Source organism: Pseudomonas allii, from assembly GCF_055380095.1.
Genome location: NZ_AP039450.1, coordinates 1,925,024 through 1,944,868, shown reverse-complemented (window position 1 = coordinate 1,944,868; position 19,845 = coordinate 1,925,024). Strand labels below are relative to the sequence as shown.

25 protein-coding genes are annotated in these 19,845 nt (G+C 62.5%); 5 read left to right on the top strand and 20 right to left on the bottom strand.

Annotated features, from left to right (window positions below; translation table 11 throughout):
• Window position 1: 1 nt before the first annotated feature.
• From phnF to phnC, 4 genes are read right to left on the bottom strand one after another with little or no spacing between them, the layout of a single operon-like run.
• A complete protein-coding gene (gene phnF / locus ACZ445_RS08865) occupies window positions 2-706 on the bottom strand; it encodes a phosphonate metabolism transcriptional regulator PhnF (RefSeq protein WP_076955298.1) in 705 nt (234 codons plus the stop codon).
• 36 nt (window positions 707-742) lie between these two features.
• Window positions 743-1,525, bottom strand: coding sequence for a phosphonate ABC transporter, permease protein PhnE (gene phnE, locus ACZ445_RS08860; RefSeq protein WP_058427920.1), 783 nt, complete (start codon window positions 1,523-1,525; stop codon window positions 743-745).
• Window positions 1,526-1,575: 50 nt separating this feature from the next.
• On the bottom strand, window positions 1,576-2,577 hold the full coding sequence (gene phnD, locus ACZ445_RS08855) for a phosphonate ABC transporter substrate-binding protein (protein ID WP_058427921.1): 1,002 nt from the start codon (window positions 2,575-2,577) through the stop codon (window positions 1,576-1,578).
• A 32-nt stretch (window positions 2,578-2,609) separates the two neighbouring features.
• Window positions 2,610-3,443, bottom strand: a complete 834-nt coding sequence (gene phnC, locus ACZ445_RS08850; protein ID WP_058427922.1) for a phosphonate ABC transporter ATP-binding protein — start codon at window positions 3,441-3,443, stop codon at window positions 2,610-2,612.
• A gap of 628 nt (window positions 3,444-4,071) precedes the next feature.
• On the opposite strand from phnC, the gene ACZ445_RS08845 reads away from it, so the two are divergent.
• Window positions 4,072-4,347, top strand: coding sequence for a DUF6124 family protein (locus ACZ445_RS08845; protein ID WP_179028847.1), 276 nt, complete (start codon window positions 4,072-4,074; stop codon window positions 4,345-4,347).
• Between the two features lie 137 nt (window positions 4,348-4,484).
• On the opposite strand, the gene ACZ445_RS08840 is transcribed toward ACZ445_RS08845, so the two are convergent.
• The 10 genes from ACZ445_RS08840 to ccmA all read right to left on the bottom strand — a co-directional run bounded on the left by ACZ445_RS08840 (window position 4,485) and on the right by ccmA (window position 11,836).
• A complete protein-coding gene (locus ACZ445_RS08840) occupies window positions 4,485-4,877 on the bottom strand; it encodes a flagellar basal body L-ring protein FlgH (RefSeq protein ID WP_058427924.1) in 393 nt (130 codons plus the stop codon).
• A gap of 16 nt (window positions 4,878-4,893) precedes the next feature.
• A complete protein-coding gene (gene ccmI, locus ACZ445_RS08835) occupies window positions 4,894-6,081 on the bottom strand; it encodes a c-type cytochrome biogenesis protein CcmI (RefSeq protein WP_464705047.1) in 1,188 nt (395 codons plus the stop codon).
• Complete coding sequence (locus tag ACZ445_RS08830; protein WP_058427926.1) at window positions 6,074-6,547, bottom strand: cytochrome c-type biogenesis protein; 474 nt, start codon at window positions 6,545-6,547, stop codon at window positions 6,074-6,076. The genes ccmI and ACZ445_RS08830 overlap by 8 nt, the downstream gene beginning before the upstream one ends.
• Window positions 6,544-7,080 carry a DsbE family thiol:disulfide interchange protein gene (locus ACZ445_RS08825; RefSeq protein ID WP_464708215.1) on the bottom strand — a complete coding sequence of 179 codons (537 nt, stop codon included), beginning with the start codon at window positions 7,078-7,080 and terminating at the stop codon, window positions 6,544-6,546. The genes ACZ445_RS08830 and ACZ445_RS08825 overlap by 4 nt, the downstream gene beginning before the upstream one ends.
• The gene (locus ACZ445_RS08820) at window positions 7,077-9,065 is read right to left on the bottom strand and encodes a heme lyase CcmF/NrfE family subunit (protein WP_058427928.1); all 1,989 of its coding nucleotides are present in this window, start codon (window positions 9,063-9,065) and stop codon (window positions 7,077-7,079) included. Before ACZ445_RS08820 ends, ACZ445_RS08825 begins: the two co-directional genes overlap by 4 nt.
• Before the next feature lie 3 nt (window positions 9,066-9,068).
• Complete coding sequence (gene ccmE, locus ACZ445_RS08815) at window positions 9,069-9,524, bottom strand: cytochrome c maturation protein CcmE (protein WP_058427929.1); 456 nt, start codon at window positions 9,522-9,524, stop codon at window positions 9,069-9,071.
• A complete protein-coding gene (gene ccmD / locus ACZ445_RS08810; protein WP_058427930.1) occupies window positions 9,521-9,697 on the bottom strand; it encodes a heme exporter protein CcmD in 177 nt (58 codons plus the stop codon). Before ccmD ends, ccmE begins: the two co-directional genes overlap by 4 nt.
• Window positions 9,694-10,449, bottom strand: a complete 756-nt coding sequence (locus ACZ445_RS08805; RefSeq protein ID WP_058427931.1) for a heme ABC transporter permease — start codon at window positions 10,447-10,449, stop codon at window positions 9,694-9,696. Before ACZ445_RS08805 ends, ccmD begins: the two co-directional genes overlap by 4 nt.
• A gap of 86 nt (window positions 10,450-10,535) precedes the next feature.
• A complete protein-coding gene (gene ccmB / locus ACZ445_RS08800; protein WP_058427932.1) occupies window positions 10,536-11,204 on the bottom strand; it encodes a heme exporter protein CcmB in 669 nt (222 codons plus the stop codon).
• Window positions 11,201-11,836 (bottom strand): cytochrome c biogenesis heme-transporting ATPase CcmA, encoded by a 636-nt coding sequence (ccmA, locus tag ACZ445_RS08795; RefSeq protein ID WP_058427933.1) that lies wholly within the window; start codon window positions 11,834-11,836, stop codon window positions 11,201-11,203. Before ccmA ends, ccmB begins: the two co-directional genes overlap by 4 nt.
• Before the next feature lie 200 nt (window positions 11,837-12,036).
• Here ccmA and fliK point away from each other — a divergent pair, with 200 nt between their 5' ends.
• Both fliK and ACZ445_RS08785 read left to right on the top strand, forming a co-directional pair.
• Window positions 12,037-13,620 (top strand): flagellar hook-length control protein FliK, encoded by a 1,584-nt coding sequence (gene fliK, locus ACZ445_RS08790; protein ID WP_058427934.1) that lies wholly within the window; start codon window positions 12,037-12,039, stop codon window positions 13,618-13,620.
• On the top strand, window positions 13,617-13,946 hold the full coding sequence (locus ACZ445_RS08785; protein WP_058427935.1) for an EscU/YscU/HrcU family type III secretion system export apparatus switch protein: 330 nt from the start codon (window positions 13,617-13,619) through the stop codon (window positions 13,944-13,946). Before fliK ends, ACZ445_RS08785 begins: the two co-directional genes overlap by 4 nt.
• Window position 13,947: 1 nt before the next feature.
• On the opposite strand, the gene ACZ445_RS08780 is transcribed toward ACZ445_RS08785, so the two are convergent.
• The 3 genes from ACZ445_RS08780 to moaB all read right to left on the bottom strand — a co-directional run bounded on the left by ACZ445_RS08780 (window position 13,948) and on the right by moaB (window position 17,056).
• Window positions 13,948-15,204 (bottom strand): hypothetical protein, encoded by a 1,257-nt coding sequence (locus ACZ445_RS08780; protein WP_058427936.1) that lies wholly within the window; start codon window positions 15,202-15,204, stop codon window positions 13,948-13,950.
• A 102-nt stretch (window positions 15,205-15,306) separates the two neighbouring features.
• Window positions 15,307-16,533, bottom strand: coding sequence for a molybdopterin molybdotransferase MoeA (locus ACZ445_RS08775; protein ID WP_464708214.1), 1,227 nt, complete (start codon window positions 16,531-16,533; stop codon window positions 15,307-15,309).
• The gene (gene moaB, locus ACZ445_RS08770; RefSeq protein ID WP_056857153.1) at window positions 16,517-17,056 is read right to left on the bottom strand and encodes a molybdenum cofactor biosynthesis protein B; all 540 of its coding nucleotides are present in this window, start codon (window positions 17,054-17,056) and stop codon (window positions 16,517-16,519) included. Before moaB ends, ACZ445_RS08775 begins: the two co-directional genes overlap by 17 nt.
• Window positions 17,057-17,132: 76 nt before the next feature.
• Between moaB and mobA the strand changes: the two genes are divergently transcribed.
• Window positions 17,133-17,735, top strand: coding sequence for a molybdenum cofactor guanylyltransferase MobA (gene mobA / locus ACZ445_RS08765; RefSeq protein WP_058427938.1), 603 nt, complete (start codon window positions 17,133-17,135; stop codon window positions 17,733-17,735).
• Window positions 17,736-17,814: 79 nt separating this feature from the next.
• Window positions 17,815-18,036, top strand: coding sequence for a YgdI/YgdR family lipoprotein (locus ACZ445_RS08760; RefSeq protein ID WP_010211805.1), 222 nt, complete (start codon window positions 17,815-17,817; stop codon window positions 18,034-18,036).
• A 125-nt stretch (window positions 18,037-18,161) separates the two neighbouring features.
• On the opposite strand, the gene ACZ445_RS08755 is transcribed toward ACZ445_RS08760, so the two are convergent.
• From ACZ445_RS08755 to ACZ445_RS08745, 3 genes are all read right to left on the bottom strand, one after another.
• Window positions 18,162-19,052 carry a pseudouridine synthase gene (locus ACZ445_RS08755; RefSeq protein ID WP_058427939.1) on the bottom strand — a complete coding sequence of 297 codons (891 nt, stop codon included), beginning with the start codon at window positions 19,050-19,052 and terminating at the stop codon, window positions 18,162-18,164.
• A 70-nt stretch (window positions 19,053-19,122) separates the two neighbouring features.
• The gene (locus ACZ445_RS08750; RefSeq protein WP_010565034.1) at window positions 19,123-19,458 is read right to left on the bottom strand and encodes a hypothetical protein; all 336 of its coding nucleotides are present in this window, start codon (window positions 19,456-19,458) and stop codon (window positions 19,123-19,125) included.
• Window positions 19,459-19,531: 73 nt separating this feature from the next.
• The gene (locus ACZ445_RS08745; protein WP_058427940.1) at window positions 19,532-19,768 is read right to left on the bottom strand and encodes a glutaredoxin family protein; all 237 of its coding nucleotides are present in this window, start codon (window positions 19,766-19,768) and stop codon (window positions 19,532-19,534) included.
• Between the last annotated feature and the right edge of the window lie 77 nt (window positions 19,769-19,845).

The window sequence follows — 19,845 nt, the reverse complement described above, 5'->3', positions numbered from 1 at the left end:
ATCAAGTCACCACCTGGTACTGGAAGCGATCCGAACGGCTGGTGGACTGCGCCAGCTCCACCGGGTGGCCGTCGCGATCGCGGGAAAGGGTGAATACGGTGAGGGCCGGCAAGTGCCGAGGCATCATCAGCAGCGCGGCTTCGTCACGGTTGGGCAAACGCGCACCGATCAGGCTGTGGGTGCGGGTCAATGGCAGGTCACGTTCGCGCAGGTATTGGCGCAGCGAGCCACCGGTGTAGTCGGCCAGCAACGGCGCACGGCTGGCGCAGTAGCGATGGCGGATCAGGCTGACGGGCTGGTGGTCGAGCTTGCGCAGGGTTTGCAGCTCGATCATCGGCGCCATTTCGGCGATCCCCAGGTGCAGCGCTTCTTCACGGCTGGCGTAGCAGTAGCGGCGCTTGAGCAACAGCGCCTGCACACCGACGCCCTGGGCTGACAGGGATTGGCTGTAAGAGGTCTCGGCACCCATCGGGTAGATCAGCGGGCGGTCGAGCACCTGGGTGCCCTTGCCCTGGCGGCGCAACAGGCTGCCTTCGAACACCAGCTCGTCGATGGCGCGGCGCAGGGTGTGGCGGTTGACGCCGAAGCGCTCGGCCATGTGCACCTCGCCGGGTAGGAAGTCACCGGCGCTGTAGCTGCTCAATTCACGGCGCAGGATATCCGCGAGTTCGCGGTACACCGGCTCATCTTGTCTAGACAACTGCATGCTTAAAAAAAGCGCCGCGCGGGCACCCCTCCGAGGTCAGATGAACTGCTTGCGCAGGCGTTGGGACAGCACGTCGATCAGGCTCACCACCACGATGATCACCAGCAGCACCGCGCACGTCTGGACGAACTGGAAGGCGCGGATGTTTTCCCAGAGGATCACGCCGATCCCGCCCGCGCCGACCATGCCCACCACCGTGGCGGAGCGTACGTTGGCTTCGAAGCGGTACAGCGCGTAGCTCACCCACAGCGGCATGACCTGGGGGATCACGCCGTAGATCACTTCCTGCAAGGCGCTGGCGCCGGTGGCTCGCACGCCTTCAACAGGGCCGGGGTCGATGGCTTCGACGGCTTCGGCGAACAGCTTGGCGAGGACGCCGGTGGTGCTGATCCACAACGCCAGCACGCCAGCGAAGGGACCGAGGCCGACGGCGACCACGAACAACATGGCGAACACCATTTCGTTGATCGAGCGGAAGGCATCCATCACCCGGCGCAGGGGTTGGTGCACCCACCACGGGGTGATGTTGTCGGCACAGAGAATGCCCAGTGGCACCGAGCAGACGATGGCCAATACCGTGCCCCACAGGGCGATCTGCACGGTGACGATCATCTCCTTGAGGTAACTGCGCCATTCGTGGAAGTCCGGCGGGAAGAAGTCGGCGGCGAAGGTCGCCATGTTTCCGGAGTCGCGGTACAGCGCCAGCGGGTTCATTTCCGCGCCGTGCCAGGCCCAGGCCAGCAGGACCAGGAACAGGCCCCAGCCGAGGTATTGCGGCCAGGTGCGTTTGCCGACGGCTTCAGCGTGCAAGGTTGTCATGGTTGTCCTCGAGCGAAATGTGGGAGGGGGCTTGCCCCCTCCCACAGGGGTTAACCGTTGGTCGCAGTTTTTTTGTCCAGCTCGGAGATGCGCTGTTGCAGCTTGGCCAGGTCGGCATCGATAGCCGCCAGCTTCTTGGCCTTGTCGGCAGCCTCCAGCTTGTCGTCGGCACTGAGGGTGGTGCGCTGCTTGAACAGCTCCAACTGGCGGATCGGCAACAGTTGGTCATCGCTGGACGGCAGGAACTTGCCCAGCTGCATGTTCTTCAGCACCGCCTTCTCTTCATCGGTGTCGCCGTAGTGGGCGAAGAAGTCGCGGATCTTGGTCTTCTCGCTGTCGCTCAGTGCCTTGCTCCACACCATCGGGTCGGCCGGGATCAGTGGCGATTTCCAGATCACCTTGAGCATGGCGGCCTTGTCCGGCTGGGTGACTTCCAGGCGCTCCCAGCTCTCGGTATTGAAGGTGGCGACGTCCAGTTGCCCCTTGGCCACGCTCAACGCGTTGACTTCATGGCTGGAGTTGAGCGTGCGTTTGAACGCGGTGGCGGCATCCACGTTGTTCTTGGCGAACACGTAGTAGCCCGGCACCAGGTAGCCCGAGGTGGAGTTCGGGTCACCGTTGCCGAAGGTCAGGTTCTTGGCGTTCTTGAGCATGTCGTCGACGTTGTTGATCGGGCTGTCCTTGCGCACGATCAGCACGCTCCAGTAACCGGCGGCGCCGTTGGCGGCGGCGGTCTGGGCGAAGATCTCACCGTTGGAACGGTCCACCGCCTCCATCGCGGCCTTGTTGCCGAGCCACGCCACGTCGACCTTGTTGAAGCGCATGCCCTGGATCAGCCCGGCGTAGTCGGAGGCGAAGGTGGCGTTGATGGTCAGGCCGGTCTTCTTGTGCATGTCATCCAGGAATGGCTGCCAGATGCTCTTGAGATTCTGCGAAGACTCGGTGGACATGATGCCGAAGTTGATCGCCTTGTCCGCAGCGTGGGCGTTGCCCAGCGCGACACTGGCCAGCAATACGGCAGACAGAAACACATGGCCGATACGGTTCAACATGGAAAGGCTTCCTGTGGGTCGTGGGTAGGGTTTCAAGCGCGCGCCAGGGCCAGCCGAGGGGTGATTTCGGTACGGCGGGTCTGGTCGGAAAACATCAGGCTGGTGTCGACGTCGGCACCGTACAAATCGTTGAGGAACTGGCTGCTCATCGCACTGCCCTGCCCGTCGAAATGAATGCGCCCGCCTTTGAGGGCCACGGCTCGCGGGCAATAACGCATGGCGTAGTCGACTTGATGCAGGGTCACCACCACGGTCTTGCCGTCGCGGCGGTTGATGTCGGCGAGGATCTCCATGACTTTGCGCGCCGACTCCGGGTCGAGGGAGGCGATGGGTTCGTCGGCGAGGATTACCTCGGCGCGCTGGGTCAATGCACGGGCAATCGCCACGCGCTGCTGCTGGCCGCCGGACAAGGTCGAGGCCCGTTGCGCCGCCAGATCGGCCAGGCCGACGCGAGCCAGCGACTCCAGGGCAAACGCTTTTTCTTCGGCATTGAACAAGCCGAGGCTGCCACGCCAGCGCGGCATGCGGCCCAGGCAACCGAGCAGCACGTTGTCGAGCACACTCAGGCGATTGACCAGGTTGAACTGCTGGAAGATATAGCCGATGTCCGCGCGCAACCGCCGCACCTTGCCGTTCAAGCGTCCACTGGCCTGCACTTCCCGGCCCAACACCTTGACGCTGCCGCCGTTGTTTTTGTCGCAACAGGCCAGGCCCGCCAAGTGGCGCAACAAGGTGGACTTGCCGGAACCGGAAGCGCCAATCAGCGCGACCATCTCACCCGGGGCAATGGTGAGTTCGAGGTCGACCAAGGCGGATTTCTTCGCAAAGGTCTTGTTCAAGTGATCGACATGGATAGCGTGATTCATGGGCTTCTCTGTCTTGTTTGAACAGCCTGGAATGGCTGCGATTGAGTTCAAACGACAGTAGGCGCGGGAGGTGTCAGCCCTATGACTTGCACATGACTGCAGGGGGGCGGTTGGATGAAGGTTTTGTGAAAGGTTGCAAGTGAACTCAAATGGCACACACCCACACTGTGGTGAGCGGGCTTGTTGTGGTGAACGGGCTTGCCCCGCGTTGGGCTGCGCAGCAGCCCCAATAAGGCCGGCGTGTTCATTCAGGCAGAACCCGCCGCCAGGTTTCTGGGCCGCTTCGCAGCCCAACGCAGGGCAAGCCTGCTCGCCACAGGGGTTCGCCTCTATAAAGTCATTCGGCGTTTAGGACCTGCCCTACACCGTTTTCAGGTTGCGTCCGAGTAACCTCGCCGCTAACCTTCGCGGGTCGCTGCAAAATCAGCGAACGGGTGTGGTAGCCCGGTTCTTTCATAGATCCCCAAAACGCTTAAGGGCGTTTTTTTGTGCGGGCTGCTTTGTGGCGGCTGTGCACGGGAGGCTTCAGCCTGCCGGGTTTCTATGACCGGTCTACCACCCCGTGTACAGTCGCCTCCTTACATCGTGTGGTAGCGAAATGGAGGTGCTCATTCATAGGAGCTTCGCCATGAAAAAAGTCACACCTAACCCCCCTCCATCCACTTCGGATGACACACCACAAACCCCACCCAACCTCATCTTCACCGTCCGCCCCGGCCTAAGCACCGAAGCTGCCTTGAGCAATGCCAGCGAGATGCTGGAATCGGCAACTGTGTGTGCCTACCACTGTGCTGAGCATCTGGATGGCTCGGGCCGCAAGCAGGTGCTGGCGGTGGTGCAGATGATCGAGATTGCGCAGTTGTTGGTGGATGAAGCGCTGAATCGGGAGTGTCCGGTGGCCTGATGGCAGTGGATCAGTCAGTGATGGGCTGAATGCCCCATTGCCATCGGGGGCAAGCCCCCTCCCACCTTTGATCTCCGGTGGTTGAGAGAGCGGATTTTAAAGCGCAAAAAAGGCGACCTGTAATAGGTCGCCTTTTTTCATTGCGCGTACTGCTTGCTCAACCCCGGCGGCACACCGTGCACGTCGGTGTCTTCCCATGGCCCGTTCGGGCTGATCGAGCGGCTCCAGCCGTTGCTCCAGCGGTAATACGTACGCTGGCGGTAGAAGGTGTCGGGCTGGTCGTCCAGCACATACACCTGCATCTTGCCGTCCCAATGGCTGGCGGCACCTGGGGGCGGCGCGAACGTCGGCGATTTGGTCGGCACCGGCTTCGGCGGCGGGGTCACCGGGCCCGACGGTTTGGTGCTCGGCTGGGTCGACGGGGACGGCGGGATGGTCGGCCCGGTGGGTGCAGGAGGTGGGCGGTGGACCGCACATGCGCTCAGGCCCAATACAAGGCTGAGCAAGGTGATTCGGGCGAGTGCGGTCATAAGCGTTTCCTCGAAATTACTGGTCCGGACTGTCGATGGTCAGCTGCTGCAAGGCAGTAGTGGTGCTGGCCAGGGGTTGGCTGCGGCCGATCCACTCGCCAGTAGTCGGTTGACCGGCCCGGGATATGCGCGCAACCAGTTGGACTTCGGGGAAGTTGGACAGTTTCAACTGCGGCATCATTGCGTCGGCATCGCCCAGTTCAACGGTGATCGGCAGTTCGGCAACCGTGACGCGTTTGGCCGCCAATGGCGCCGGTGGGCCGGAGACCGCACGGGCAAAGATGAACACGCTGTCAGTGGGCAGGGCTTTGGCCTTCACGTCGGCGCTCAGATCTACCCGAACCTTCATCGCGGCTTTTTGAGGGGCGACGGTACCGCCGCTTTCTTTCAGCTTCTCAGCAGCGCGATCTATGCCACCTTGCAACGCCGCACGGGAGTTGTCGTCCGGTGGCAGTTGGGCCAGCAATCGATTCCAGTAGTCGATCGCCTCTTGATAGCGCTGACCTTCAAAGGCGGCGATACCCAGCAGGCCCAGGCTGGTCACTTCCTTCGGGTCGAGCTTCAACGCTTCATCGGTCAGCGCCTGAACCTTCGGCGACCACTTTTTGTTGTCGGCGAAGTACTGCGCCTGGGCCCACTGGCCAAGCAATTCCGGCTGGCGGCCGGCCAGGGCCACGGTGCGTTCAAAGACCTTGGCGGCATCGGCAGAACGGTCTTGGGCCATGTAAGCGCGACCGAGGAAATACAGGCCCTCCGCAGAGTCCGGCTGGGCAGCGGCGGCGCGTTCCAGGCGCTGGGTCATGTCTTCCATGGACACCGGCGGCTGGGAGAATTCGCGGGTCAGTTCGACCTTGTCGCTGGCCCCGTAATGCAGGTACAGGGCAACGCCGAGGACCGGCACCAGAAACGCCGCCAACAACGGCAGCGGCTTGCCCAGGCGCGATTCACGGGGCTTTTCCACGCCTTCGGTATCGGCCAGCAATTCGCGGGCAGCTTCGGCGCGGCCGGTGTCGAGTTGCGCGGGATTCAGTACGCCTTCGTCCTGCTGCACTTGCAGTTCGGCAACGCGTTCCTGGTACAGCGCCACGTTCAGCGCGGTGCGATCCTCTTCGCGCTGGGCACGGCGGCCGCGCAGTACAGGGATCAGCAGGAAACTCAGGGCAATCAGAAGCAGCAAGCCGGCTGCGAGCCAGAAATCAATCATCAGTCTTGGTGTCCAGCAATTGGTCGAGGCGTTTACGCTCATCAGGGGACAGCGCGTCGGAGCCGTCAGTCGGTGCGGCGCGACGGCGGCGCACGATCACCGCCATCACCACTACGCCCGCCAGCAACAGCCCGGCAGGGCCGAACCAGAGCAGCGCGGTCTTGCCGGTGAGCGCCGGTTTGTAGCGCACGAAGTCACCGTAGCGGTCGACCATGAAGTCGATGATCTGCTGGTTGTCCTTGCCCTCCCCCAGCATGCGGAAGATTTCCTTGCGCAAGTCGGCGGCAATCGGTGCGTTGGAGTCGGCGATGTCCTGGTTCTGGCACTTGGGGCAGCGCAGTTCCTTGGTCAGCTCGCGGAAACGCTCGCGGTCACCGTCCTTGGCGAATTCGTAGGTGTCGATGGCGGCGTGGGCCACGCTTGCCAGGCCCAACGCTAAAACTGCAGCGGCTAACAGACGCTTCATGGCTTGGCCTCATCGACCAGGGCCTGGTACTTGGCGGCCAGTTGCTCGCGCCAGACAACCTCGTCGATCACGCCGACGTACTTGTCGCGGATTACGCCTTTGCCGTCGATGAAGAAGGTTTCCGGGGCACCGTACACGCCCAGGTTCAAACCGAGGTTGCCGTCTTCATCGCGGATATCCAGCTGGTACGGGTTGTGAAACTCCGCCAGCCATTTCAAGGCAGCAGCGTTGTCGTCCTTGTAGTTGATGCCGTAGATCACCACGCCCTTCTCGGCCAGCTTGTTCAGCACCGGGTGTTCGACGCGGCAGGAGATGCACCAGGTGCCCCACACGTTGACCAGCGCCGGTTTGCCCAGCAGGTCGGCCTGGGTCAGGGTCTTGTCGCCCTGCACGGTCGGCAGGCTGAATGCCGGAAACGGTTTGCCGATCATCGCCGAAGGCAACTCGGCCGGGTCCAGGTACAGCCCGCGATACAGGAACAACGCCACCACCAGAAACATCGCCAGCGGTACCACCATCAACCAACGCTTCATGCCGCTGCTCCTTGCAGGCCGAGGGCTTCACGCACCCGGCTTTTCACTTTGACCCGATAACGCCGGTCCAGCGCAGCCAGCAAACCACCAAAGCCCGTGAGCAAACCGCCGAACCAGATCCAGCGTACAAACGGCTTCACATGCACCCGCACGGCCCACGCACCGTCGCCCAGCGGTTCACCCAGTGCGACGTAAAGATCACGAGTGAAACCGGCGTCGATCCCGGCTTCGGTCATCATCGAGCTCTGCACGGTGTACAGGCGTTTTTCCGGGTGCAGCACCGCCACTTCCTTGCCGTTGCGCACGACGCGCACGGTGCCTTTGTCGGAGGTGAAGTTCGGCCCTTCGAAGTGCTTGGCGCCTTCGAAGATGAAGTGGTAACCGGCCAGGTCCATGGACTCGCCCGGCGCCAGGCGCAGGTCGCGTTCGGCGCTGTTCTGGCTGGACAACACCACACCGAGGGCGCACACGGCGATGCCGATGTGGGCGACCTGCATGCCCCAGTAGCTGCGGGTCAGGGTCGGCAGACCTTTGATCAGGCCTTTGTGGCGGGTTTTGTCGAAAATATCGCGCACACCGGCCAGCAACACCCAGGCGGCGAGCAGGAAAGTGGCGAGCACCGCCCAGTTGAAGTCGCCGTAGGCAAACCCGGCGATCACCGCCAGGGCCACGCTGCCGAGCAGTACCGGCATCAGCATGCCGGCCAGCCATTTGACCGGGGTGTCTTTCCAGCGCACCAGCACGCCGACCGCCATCACCACCATCAGCAAGCCCATCAAGGGGATGAACAAGGCGTTGAAGTACGGCGGGCCAACCGACAACTTGGCGCCGCTCAAGGCATCCAGCACCAGCGGATACAAGGTGCCGAGCAGGATCATCGACGCCGCCACCACCAGCACCAGGTTATTGCCCAGCAGCAGGGTTTCCCGCGACCACAGGTTGAAGCCGACCTGGCTCTTGACCACCGGCGCACGCAGGGCGAACAGCGTCAGGGAGCCGCCGACCACAAACAGCAGGAAGATCAGGATGAACACGCCGCGCTCCGGGTCGGACGCAAACGCATGCACCGACGTCAGCACCCCCGAACGCACGAGGAAGGTGCCGAGCAGGCTGAGGGAAAACGCGGCGATGGCCAACAACACGGTCCAGCTCTTGAACACGCCACGCTTCTCGGTGACGGCCAGCGAGTGAATCAGCGCCGTACCCACCAGCCATGGCATGAAGGAGGCGTTTTCCACCGGGTCCCAGAACCACCAGCCGCCCCAGCCGAGTTCGTAGTAGGCCCACCACGAGCCCAGCGTGATACCAATGCCGAGGAACGCCCAGGCGACGATGGTCCACGGCCGCGACCAGCGCGCCCAGGCCGCATCAAGACGCCCGCCAAGCAAGGCGGCGATGGCGAAGGCGAAGGCCACGGAGAAACCGACGTAACCCATGTAGAGCATCGGCGGGTGCACGATCAGGCCGATGTCTTGCAGCAACGGGTTGAGGTCATGCCCGTCCGCCGGGATCTGCGGCAGGATGCGGCTGAACGGGTTGGAGGTCATGATCAGGAACAGCAGGAAGCCGATGCTGATCATGCCCATCACCGCCAGCACCCGCGCCAGCATCACTTGCGGCAACTGGCGCGAGAACACCGACACGGCAAAGGTCCAGCCGCCGAGGATCAACGCCCATAGCAGCAGCGAACCTTCGTGGGCACCCCACACGGCGCTGAATTTGAAGTACCAGGGCAACGCGCTGTTGGAGTTGTTGGCGACATAGGCGACGGAAAAGTCGTCGGTCATGAACGCGTAGGTCAGGCAACCAAAGGCGAACAGCAGGAAGGCAAACTGCCCCCAGGCGGCCGGCTGCGCCAGGCTCATCCACAAACGGTCACCACGCCAGGCACCGAGCAACGGCACCACGGCCTGGACGATGGCAAAGCACAGGGCGAGGATCATCGCCAACTGGCCCAGCTCCGGAATAAACAGTGCGGACGTCATGGCTTAGCCCTCCTTGGCAGGCGTTGGCGCGGACTGGCCGCTGTCTTTCAGGGCCTTGGTAACTTCCGGCGGCATGTATTTCTCATCGTGCTTGGCCAGCACTTCATCGGCCACCACGACGCCGTTGGCGTTGAGCTTGCCCAGGGCGACGATGCCCTGGCCTTCGCGGAACAGGTCCGGGAGGATGCCACGGTAGGTGATGGTCACGGCTTTGTTGAAGTCGGTGACCACGAAGGTGACGTCGAGGGAATCGCCAGAACGCTTCAGCGAGCCCTTCTCCACCATGCCGCCGGCGCGAATCCGCGTGTCCACCGGCGCTTCGCCGTTGGCGATCTGGGTCGGGGTGTAGAACAGGTTGATGTTCTGTTGCAAGGCGCTCAAGGCCAGGCCCACGGCAATGCCGACGCCCACCAGGATGGCAAGGATGATCAACAGACGCTTTCTACGCAGCGGATTCACTTTTCGGTCTCCCGGCGCAGACGACGCGCCTCTTGTTGCAGGTAACGCTTGCGGGCCAGGATCGGCGCGGCGACGTTGAGGGCCAGCACCGCCAGGCAGAGGCCATAGGCGGTCCAGACGTACAGGCCGTGATGGCCCATGGCGAGAAACTCGCTGAAAGAAGCAAAACTCATCCACGCGCTCCCAGGCTGCTTTGCACTTCGGCCTTGACCCAACTGGTGCGGGCTTCACGCTTGAGCACTTCGAGGCGCATGCGCAGCAGCAGTACCGCGCCGAAGAAGCAGTAGAACCCCAGCACCATCAGCAGCAGCGGCGCCCACATTTCCACGGGCATCGCCGGTTTTTCGGTGAGGGTGAAGGTGGCGCCCTGGTGCAGGGTGTTCCACCACTCCACCGAGTATTTGATGATCGGGATATTGATCACGCCGACAATCGCCAGCACCGCGCAGGCCTTGGCGGCGCTGTCACGATTGCTGATCGCGTTGCCCAGGGCAATCAGACCGAAGTACAGGAACAGCAGGATCAACATGGACGTTAGTCGCGCATCCCACACCCACCACGAGCCCCAGGTGGGCTTGCCCCAGATCGCGCCGGTGACCAGCGCCACGGCGGTCATCCAGGCGCCGATGGGCGCGGCGCATTGCAGGGCCACGTCGGCGAGCTTCATCTTCCACACCAGGCCGACGACGCCGCAGACCGCCAGCATCACGTAGCAGGACTGGGCCAGCATCGCGGCGGGTACGTGGATATAGATGATGCGAAAGCTGTTGCCTTGCTGGTAGTCCGGCGGCGCGAAGGCCAGGCCCCAGACCAGGCCGATGCCGATCAGCAACACGGCGGCGACGCTCAACCACGGCAGCAGCTTGCCGCTGATGCCATAGAACCATTTGGGCGAGCCGAGCTTGTGAAACCAGGTCCAGTTCATTGCTGTTTCCATCACGGTTGCTTTTCGTCGTTGCGAAAAGCTTAGGGTCTTTACTGACTAAACGTATAACGCTTGGTCAGACCTCATTATTCGCCGACGCTGATCTTCAGGCCGGCCGCTATAGCAAAGGGTGTCAGGGTGACCGCCAGGGCGGTCAGGCTACCCAGCCACAACAGGTAACCGGTCGCCGGCATGCCCATGAGCGCGGCTTGCAAGGCACCGCTGCCCAGGATCAATACCGGGATGTACAAAGGCAGAATCAACAGGGCCAGCAACAGGCCGCCCCGCTTCAAACCCACGGTCAACGCCGCGCCTACTGCGCCCAACAGGCTGAGCACCGGCGTGCCGAGCAACAGGCTCAGCAGCAGGATCGGCAGGCATTCGGTGGGCAACCCGAGCATCATCGCCAGCAGCGGCGAGAGCAAGACTAGCGCGAGGCCGGAAAAAGCCCAGTGTGCCAGTACCTTGGCCAGTACCAGAAGTGGCAGGGGGTGCGGCGAAAGGACCCACTGTTCGAGGGAGCCGTCTTCGAAATCACTGCGAAACAGCCCGTCCAGCGAGAGCAGGACCGATAAAAGCGCGGCCACCCACACCAGTCCCGGGGACAAGGTTTGCAACAGTTTAGTCTCGGGGCCAACCGCCAACGGGAACAGCGCAATGACAATCGCAAAGAACACCAGCGGGTTGGCCAGTTCGGCCGGACGACGGCAGAGCAGCCGCGCTTCGCGGGCGACCAACAGGGCGAAGACGCTCATGCCGACCACCGGCCCAGGTCCAAGTCACGATAACCGGCGGGCACGCGATTGAGGGTGTGATGAGTGGTGAGAACCACCAGACCGCCCTGCTCGCAATGTTGGGCCAGGTGCTCTTCCAACTGGGCGACGCCTTGTTTATCAAGGGCGGTGAAGGGTTCGTCGAGGATCCACAGCGGCGGCCCCGGCAGATACAAACGCGCCAGGGCCACGCGGCGCTGTTGGCCAGCGGACAAGGTGTGGCAGGGAACGTCTTCGAAACCCTTGAGGCCGACAGCGGCCAGGGCCTGCCAGATGGCCTCGCGGGAAGCGGGATGATGCAGGGCGCTGAGCCAGCTGAGGTTTTCTTCAGCGGTGAGCACGTCTTTGATACCGGCGGCGTGGCCGATCCACACCAGGTTGCGGGCAAGTTCGCTGCGTTGTTCGTTGAGGGGCTTGCCGTTAAGTCGAACTTCACCGGCGGTCGGCTGCATCAGCCCGGCCAACAGGCGCAGCAAACTGGTCTTGCCGCTGCCGTTGGGGCCGCTGATCTGCACCATGTCGCCGCCCGTCAGCCGCAGTTCGAGGTGCTCGAACAGCAGGCGCAGGTCGCGTTCACAGGCAAGCGCTACGGCTTCAAGAAGAGGGCTGGTCAAAAGATCGCGGGCCTTTACGGTTCAAGTCGGCGGTGCAGCGGCCGTTAAAGAGAAATGCACAATAACGGCTTTGGCGACCGATTTTAGAGAGCTGGATCAAATAGTTGTGAGGTTTTTACCACTCTCTTTGCAGACGGGCGGCATTATACATGTGATGCCCTACTCTAAAGAGGGCAATTTCCCCAGAGACGACGCGCGCGATGACCGGTGAGATCAACCTTCCTACGCTTCCACCCGCCCCTGCAGCCGGGCCTGGCCCTGCGCCCGCAGCCGGTGAGTTGCTGAAACTGCTGGAGCCGCAGATCGGCCTGATCGACCCCGGGAAAACCGCGAATGCCGAAGTCATCGCTCTGAAACAAGGCGGTGAAGCCTTCCAGTTGCTGCTCAAATTGACCCTCGAAGGCGGCCGCCAGACGTTGGTGCAGGCCAGCAGCCCGCAGCCGCTGCCGCTGGGCAGCAATGTGGCGGTGAGCCAGACGCCTGCGGGTAACCTGACCCTCAGCCTGCAGCAGGCCTTGAGCGCCAATGTCGCCGCCCTCACCCGCATTGACACCAACCAGATGCCGGTGGGCACACTGTTGCAGGCCAAGGTGCTGACCACCCAGATGCTGCCCCAGGGCACCGCGGCGCCAGCGATCTACCGCTCGTTGGTCACCGTGCTCAACAACGCCCTGGCGGGCGCGACCCTGACCGTGGAAAGCCCTCAGCCCCTGCGCGTCGGCAGCCTGCTCAGCGCCGTGGTGCAAAACGCGCAGACCCTGAGCTTTGTGCCGTTGAGCGGGCTCAAGGATCAACTGGCCGTCAGCCAGCAACTGTCGACCCAGCAAAGTCGCCAGGGTTCGCTCGATGCGGTCTTCACTGCCCTGCAGAACCTGCCACGCGGCGACAGCACCTCCGCCGACCTGCGTGCTGCCGCCGACCGCCTGTTGGCTGCCTTGCCGGACCTGGCGCAAGTCAGCAACCCCAAGGTACTGGCGCAAGTCATCCAGAACAGCGGCGCGTTCCTTGAGGCCAAGCTGCTCGCCGGGCAGAACCCGCAAATTCCGCCGTTGGATATGAAGGGCGCGTTGCTGCGCCTGGTCGCGGACTTGCTGCCCGCCCTGCCGGCCAGCACCAACACCAACATGACCGCGATCCTCGCCGCCAACACACTGGCCCAGGTGCTGCCCAACTTCGTGCGCAGCCCACTGAACACGCTTGGCCAGGTCAGCGCCCGGCAACTACCCGCCGGCTTCCCGCTGCCCGAACGGTTGATGGCAAAACTGGAAGGTGAAGGCGACCTGGAAAACCTGCTGCGCCTGGCCGCCGGCGCAATTTCACGGCTGCAAAGCCATCAGCTGTCGAGCCTGGAACAGACCGGCACCACCGCCGACGGCCGCTTGCAGACCACCTGGCAGTTGGAAATCCCCATGCGCACGTTGCAGGACATCGTGCCGTTGCAGGTCAAGTTTCAGCGCGAGGAGCCGGCGTCGGACAAGGACCAGCCCGAACGCAAGGACAAGAAGGACGCCAAACAGATGCTCTGGCGCGTCGAGCTGGCCTTCGACATGGAGCCGCTGGGGCCATTGCAGGTCCAGGCGCAACTGAGCCAGGGCAAACTGTCCAGCCAGCTGTGGGCCTCCCGGCCCTTCACCGCCAGCCTGATCGAAAGTCACCTGGGCGCCCTGCGCGAACGCCTGGTGACCTCGGGCATCAACGTCGGCGACCTCGATTGCCACCTCGGCACCCCGCCGCGCGGGCCGAAAACCGGGCTGGAACAACGCTGGGTGGATGAAACCGCATGAAGAACCCGACACCGCCACGCCAGGCGATTGCCCTCAAGTACGACGGCCAGCAGGCCCCCACGCTGACGGCCAAGGGCGATGACGCCCTGGCCGAAGCGATCCTCAAGCTGGCGCGGGAACACGAAGTACCGATCTACGAAAACGCCGAGCTGGTCAAGCTGCTGGCACGGATGGAGCTGGGCGACAGTATTCCCGAGGAGCTGTACCGCACGATTGCCGAGATCATAGCGTTTGCGTGGACGCTGAAGGGCAAGTTCCCGGTGGGGTATGACCCGAATGCGGGGCCGGTGGAGCGGGACGTAACCGAACGCGGGGACGATTACTGAATCAGCCAGGCATCACATCGGCCAACACACGGGCCGCTACCGACGTGGCAACCGCCTTGCGCTGAGCGTGCTGTTTCAACGCCTGCTCGAACGTCTGTCCCTCGTACCGCTGCAATGCCGCACCGAACGCACTCGCCTGCGCTGGCGGAAGTGGAGCAGTGAAGGCCTCGATGAACGACACGTCAATGACGGTGTTGCGCACACGCTCTATTTCTGACTGTATGGAACGGTGATCCCGAGCAGTGACTTTATCGAACAGGGCCTGATCCTTGATCACAAAGGTTTTCGCGCCCGGTGTGCGCTGAGCGACAAGCACATTCTGCTTGCCGTCCCAGGCCGACAGTGAATACTCCTTGAGCCCGGCCTGGTTGTTCTTGATCGACTCGATACTCGAACCACGATGCTCCAGACCCGCACTGAAAAACTGACTCAGCACATTGAAGTCCATCACGGCCTCATCGGTCCCGCGCTTGAGAATCCGACAGCACAAGGTCGCGAGGTCTACCTGAATATCGTGGAAATTCAGTTTGGGTACAGGGCTCAAGCGTGCGATATCTGCGATTTTCTGGTTGAAATCGTTTGGCCACAGGTACAACGCATCCCGCGTCAGTGGCTGCCCCAAGTGTTTCTCCATGGAACCTATGAACTGCTGAACCAGCGCCGCAGCCTGATCATGCACCTGCAGCATGCTCGTTCCGGGCATACGGTTCTGGATCATGTTTTTCACGACGTCGGTGTTGAGCGCGAACTGGCCGGTGAGGAAGGTGGTTTTACCCGCTGATGGCGCACCGCGAACTATCGAGACATCTTGCGACACGGCAGGTACCGGGTCTTGGAGAATGGACTGGAACTGCGCTAGATACTTCTCTGCCACCTGCGCCGTCAGGTTTTTCAGGATGTTGGCATTAAGGCTTTCGATCTCGGGCAGCCAGACGTTTTTCTTGCCCAGGGCCTGCGCCAGTGTCGGCAGCTTTTTATCAGCCGCAGCCGGATTGGCCCACCCAAGCCGTTCATTGTCCTGCAGCCGTCGCAACTGCCCTGGGTCACGCGTCAGCGCCTGCCAGGAGGTAATACTCGGGTCGGCGATCATGCAGGCAAGCCGCTCGCGATAAGTGTTTTCGGAAAGCGGCCTGTCGATCAACAGATTCAAAACCCCGCGTGCCGTGCTTGAATCGATTGGCGCCGCCGTAGGCAAGCCCGACTCGACGTGAGCAGGTTGCGCGACGCCATTAACGGATGTAGCAGATTGGATAGTCATCGTCAGTCCTCCAGTAACCGGGACTCAGAAAATTAACCTGCCCGCCCTGGTTGGCTCATAGGACTTATCTTGACTATGCCCCCGTCGCCGGTAAATGACGTGTCAGCCAAATACCTCACTCAAAGGAATGAAGTTGACCCGATCGCCGATAGCCAGCGTCGTGCCTTCCAACACCTCCACAAACCCCTCCGCCCACGCCGCACTGCGCAGCACGCCGGAGCTCTGGTTGCGGTAGATGATTGCCTTGCCCTGCTCGATGCGCCCGCGCAGGTATTCACGGCGGTTACCCGGCTTTGGCCAGGTGAACCCCACCGGCACCTCGAAACGCAGTGGCTCCACCTCTTGCACACCTTGGCGGCGCAGCAGATAAGGGCGCGCCAATAGTGCGAACGTCACCAACGTCGACGCCGGGTTGCCTGGCAAGCCGATCACCGGCACGCCACGGAAGTGCCCGAAGGTCAGCGGCTTGCCCGGTTTGATCGCCAGTTTCCACAGGGCCAGCTCGCCCTCTTCACGCAGGGCGATGCCGAGGAAATCCGCCTCGCCCACCGACACACCGCCGGTCGACAGGATCAGGTCGACGCTGCCCAGGTCGCCCAGGCGTGCGCGGGTTTGCTTCAGGTCGTCGGGCAGGATGCCGGCGTCGATCACTTCACAGCCCATGCGCGCAAGCCACGAGCACAGCACGCGCCGATTGCTGTTGTAGATCTGGCCCGGCCCCAAGGGCACACCTGGCTCGATCAATTCGTCACCGGTGGACAATACCGCGACGCGAGGGCGACGGATCACTTCCAGTTGGTCACGCCCGAGGGACGCAGCCAGGCCCAACTCAATCGGCCCCAGGCGCGTACCTGCCGACAAGACCGACTCGCCAACGGTGGTTTCCTGGCCCTGGGGGCGGATGTTCTGGTCGAGGTGCAGGGGCTCGATGAAGCTCACGCGCTCGTCGGCGTGGACCACGGCGTTTTCCTGCATTTCCACGCAGTCGGCGCCTTCGGGCACCGGCGCGCCGGTAAAGATGCGCGCGCAAGTGCCCGCAGCCAAGGGTTGCGGCGCCTGGCCCGCAAAGATGCGCTGGCTGACCACCAGAGGCTCGCCGGTCCAATCCGACAGGCGCACGGCGTAGCCGTCCATGGCGCTGTTCGGCCAGGGCGGCAGGTCGAGGGTGGAGACCAGGTCCTGGGCCAATACACGCCCGTCGCAGTCCGCCAGGGGCAAGGTTTGCTGCTCACGGATCGGTGCGGCTTCGGCCATGGCCAGCAGTTGCGCCAACGCGTCTTCCACCGGCATCAGGGCGCCGGTCTTGCCGGGCTTACCCACGGGATTCACAAGGCTCGGCCTGTTTCAGGTGCGGGACGAAGTTGCACGGGCGGTGACGGTTGTCCAGTTGCTCGGCGAGGATGCCGTCCCAACCGGTACGCACCGCATTGGTGGAGCCCGGCAGGCAGCACACCAGGGTGCCATTGGCCAGGCCGGCCAGGGCGCGGGATTGCACGGTGGAGGTGCCGATGTCGGCCACGGATATCTGGCGAAACAGTTCGCCAAAGCCATCGACCTGCTTGTCCAGCAGGCAGCTCACGGCTTCGGGGGTGCTGTCACGGCCGGTAAAGCCGGTGCCGCCGGTGATCAGCACCACTTGCACCACGTCTTCGGCGATCCAGTGGGCGACCTGGGCGCGGATCTTGTAGAGATCGTCCTTGAGCAGCACACGTTCAGCCAGGTTGTGGCCGGCGGCAGTGAGGCGGTCGACGAAGACCTGTCCGGAGGTATCGGTGTCGAGGGTACGGGTGTCGCTGACGGTCAATACAGCGATATTCAGGGGTACGAAGGGCGCATCTGCCTTGGCTTTCATGGCACGGTCCGGTTGTCGAAGGAACAGCCCGATGTTATATCACAGGCCCCCCTTTTGCTGCCGCTGCGGAACCGTCATGCCTATCGATTCAACGCCCCTGCCCTGTTCGGTTTTGCTGCTGTCCGGTGGGCGCGGCCAGCGCATGGGCGGCCAGGACAAAGGCCTGCTGGAATGGCACGGCCAGCCCCTGATCGCCCATTTGCAGCGCCTGGTGCGGCCATTGACGGATGACTTGATCATCTCGTGTAACCGCAACTCGCAGCACTACGCCGCCTATGCCGACCAATTGGTCAACGACGACAGCCCGGACTTTCCCGGCCCACTTGCCGGTATCCGTGCAGGACTCGCCACCGCGCGCCACACGCACCTGCTGATATTGCCGTGTGATGTACCGCATATCGACGCCCGACTGATCAACGACCTGCGTGAGACATCACATCGCAACCCACTATTGCCGGTGATGGTACGCCATGGTGAGTTCTGGGAACCGCTGATCTGCATCCTCCCCATCGCCCTGCGCGACGCGGTGGAGAGCGCCTGGCACGCCGGTGAGCGCAGCCCGCGCAAGCTCTTCCTGCAACTGGGCGGCATGGGCCTTGAGTGCCCGGCGGATGACCCGCGCCTGGCCAACCTTAATACGCCGGAGCTGTTACAGACGCGCTCGGGCGTGTCAGAATGAACCTCGCACCCGGAACTTTGTCGACGCCGTGAGCGTCACAAGGTCAGCAATTTAAAAGTATTCTCTCGGAGACAAACTCATGACTCAACGGACCATCGCCGCTCTCATGCTTGCACTGGGCCTCGCCACCCTCGCCGGTTGCGCCTCGCCGACAGTGATCACCCTGAATGACGGTCGCGAAATCCAGGCCGTCGACACCCCGAAATACAATGAAGATTCGGGTTTCTACGAATTCGAACAACTTGACGGCAAGCGCACCCGCATCAATAAGGATCAGGTTCGCACCGTCAAAGACCTGTAGTGAGCGGGCTTGCCCCGCGCTGGGTGGCGAAGCCGCCCTGAACGGGACACCACGCAGTATCAGAAAGCCCCAGCTATCCGGTTAATCCAAGGCCCGCCTCGCGCGGGCCTTGTCGTTTCTGGCGGTTACCAGTCGAGGGTGATTCGGCTGCGGAAACTGCGTTCTTCGCCCGTAACCGGGTCGATAAACCGCACCCCCTGGGCCAGCAGTTTCAGCGGGTTGGCGTAGTCGTCCACGGCGTCCTTGATCACGTCCGGGTAGAACGGATCGTTGCAGATACTCGCGCCAAGTGCGGTCATGTGCACGCGCAACTGGTGCTTCTTGCCGGTGACGGGAAACAGGCCATAGCGCCATAGATCGCCGTTCTTTTCGCGCACTTCCACCGCCGTTTCGGTGTTACTCGCGCCAGGCCCTTCCTGCATGCGAAAGAACGGCTCGCCATCGACCAGGCGGCTTTTATGCACCAGGGGGAACGTCAGGTTCGGCAGGGCTGGCGCGATGGCCTCATAGAACTTGTCGATCTGGCGTGTGGGAAACAATTGCTGATATGCCGAGCGGCTGGCCGGGTTGGCGGCGAACAGCACCAGCCCCGCCGTGTGCCGGTCGATGCGGTGCAGGGGCACCAGCGATGGGTTATCCAACTGGCGAATCAAGCGGCGCAGCAGGGTTTGCTCGACGTATTCACCGGCCGGGGTCACGGGCAGGAAGTGCGGTTTGTCGGCGACCACCAGGTGCTCATCGGCGTACAGGATGGTTTCCTGCACCGGGATGACCTTCTCGTTCGGCACTTCGCGGAAGTAATAGATGCACAGACCTTCCTTGTAGGCCAAGTCCAGGCTGATCGGGCTGCCGTTGATGTCCAGCACCCGGCCACGTGCGAAGCGGTCGAGCCACTGTTCGCGGCCGATCGCCGGGAAGTGCTCGCACAGGCAATCGAGCACCGTCGCCCAAGGCCCGGGCGGCAAATACAGGGTGCTGGCTTGGTGCTCGGAGGCGATAAAAACGGAAGTGGACATGAAATGCTCAACGCCTGGGAAAACCGGCGGGCATTATCCCGCATTGGGCGGGATTGAGCCTAGGGCGGATTCAGGCCTTGGCCAACTCCGCCCGCAGGATCGGCGAGGCACTCGCGGCTTCGGTGAATTCCTTGAGCCAGCGCAGCACGTCCACGGCTTCCCAGCGGCCTGGATCGTACAACGCGTACAACAAGCCCTGGTAACCCACCACATCCAGCTGCTTGTGGTAACCGGCGCGCTGGAACAGCGCCTCGATCTCGGCAAAGCAGGTATTGAAATGCACCTTGTTAAAAGGCGTCTTGCCTTCCGTGACCAGGCCATCGAGGCGCAGCTCGTTCACCGCGTCGCGCACGACGTCGGCAGACATGCGATTGACGCTGCTTTTCAGTTGTTCAACATTCACCACGGGCGTTACCTCTATTCAATCGCTGTACAAACATACAGTAACGTAATATTTGGAAACCTGCCATCGCATAAACTCAACGAAGGAAGGCCACGACCTGTTGTGAGTCAAATGGCCAATCCAGTTCCGCCCCCGTGTCCACCCGGCGAAGTACCGGAATCCGCAGGCCGTAGGCTTCGGTCAGGTCGTCGGGGTCGGCAATATCCACCAGCTCCACCAGCAACCCGTGTTCGACGAGCGGCATGATTTCGGCTTCAGCGATTTCACATAGATGGCAACCCAGGGTGCCGAACAACTGGCATTCAGGAAGCATGACGAATGGACCTGATCAGAAAGTAGGCGAACATTCTAAGCCTGACGAAAACCTGTGGCGAGAAACCAGCCCCTGAA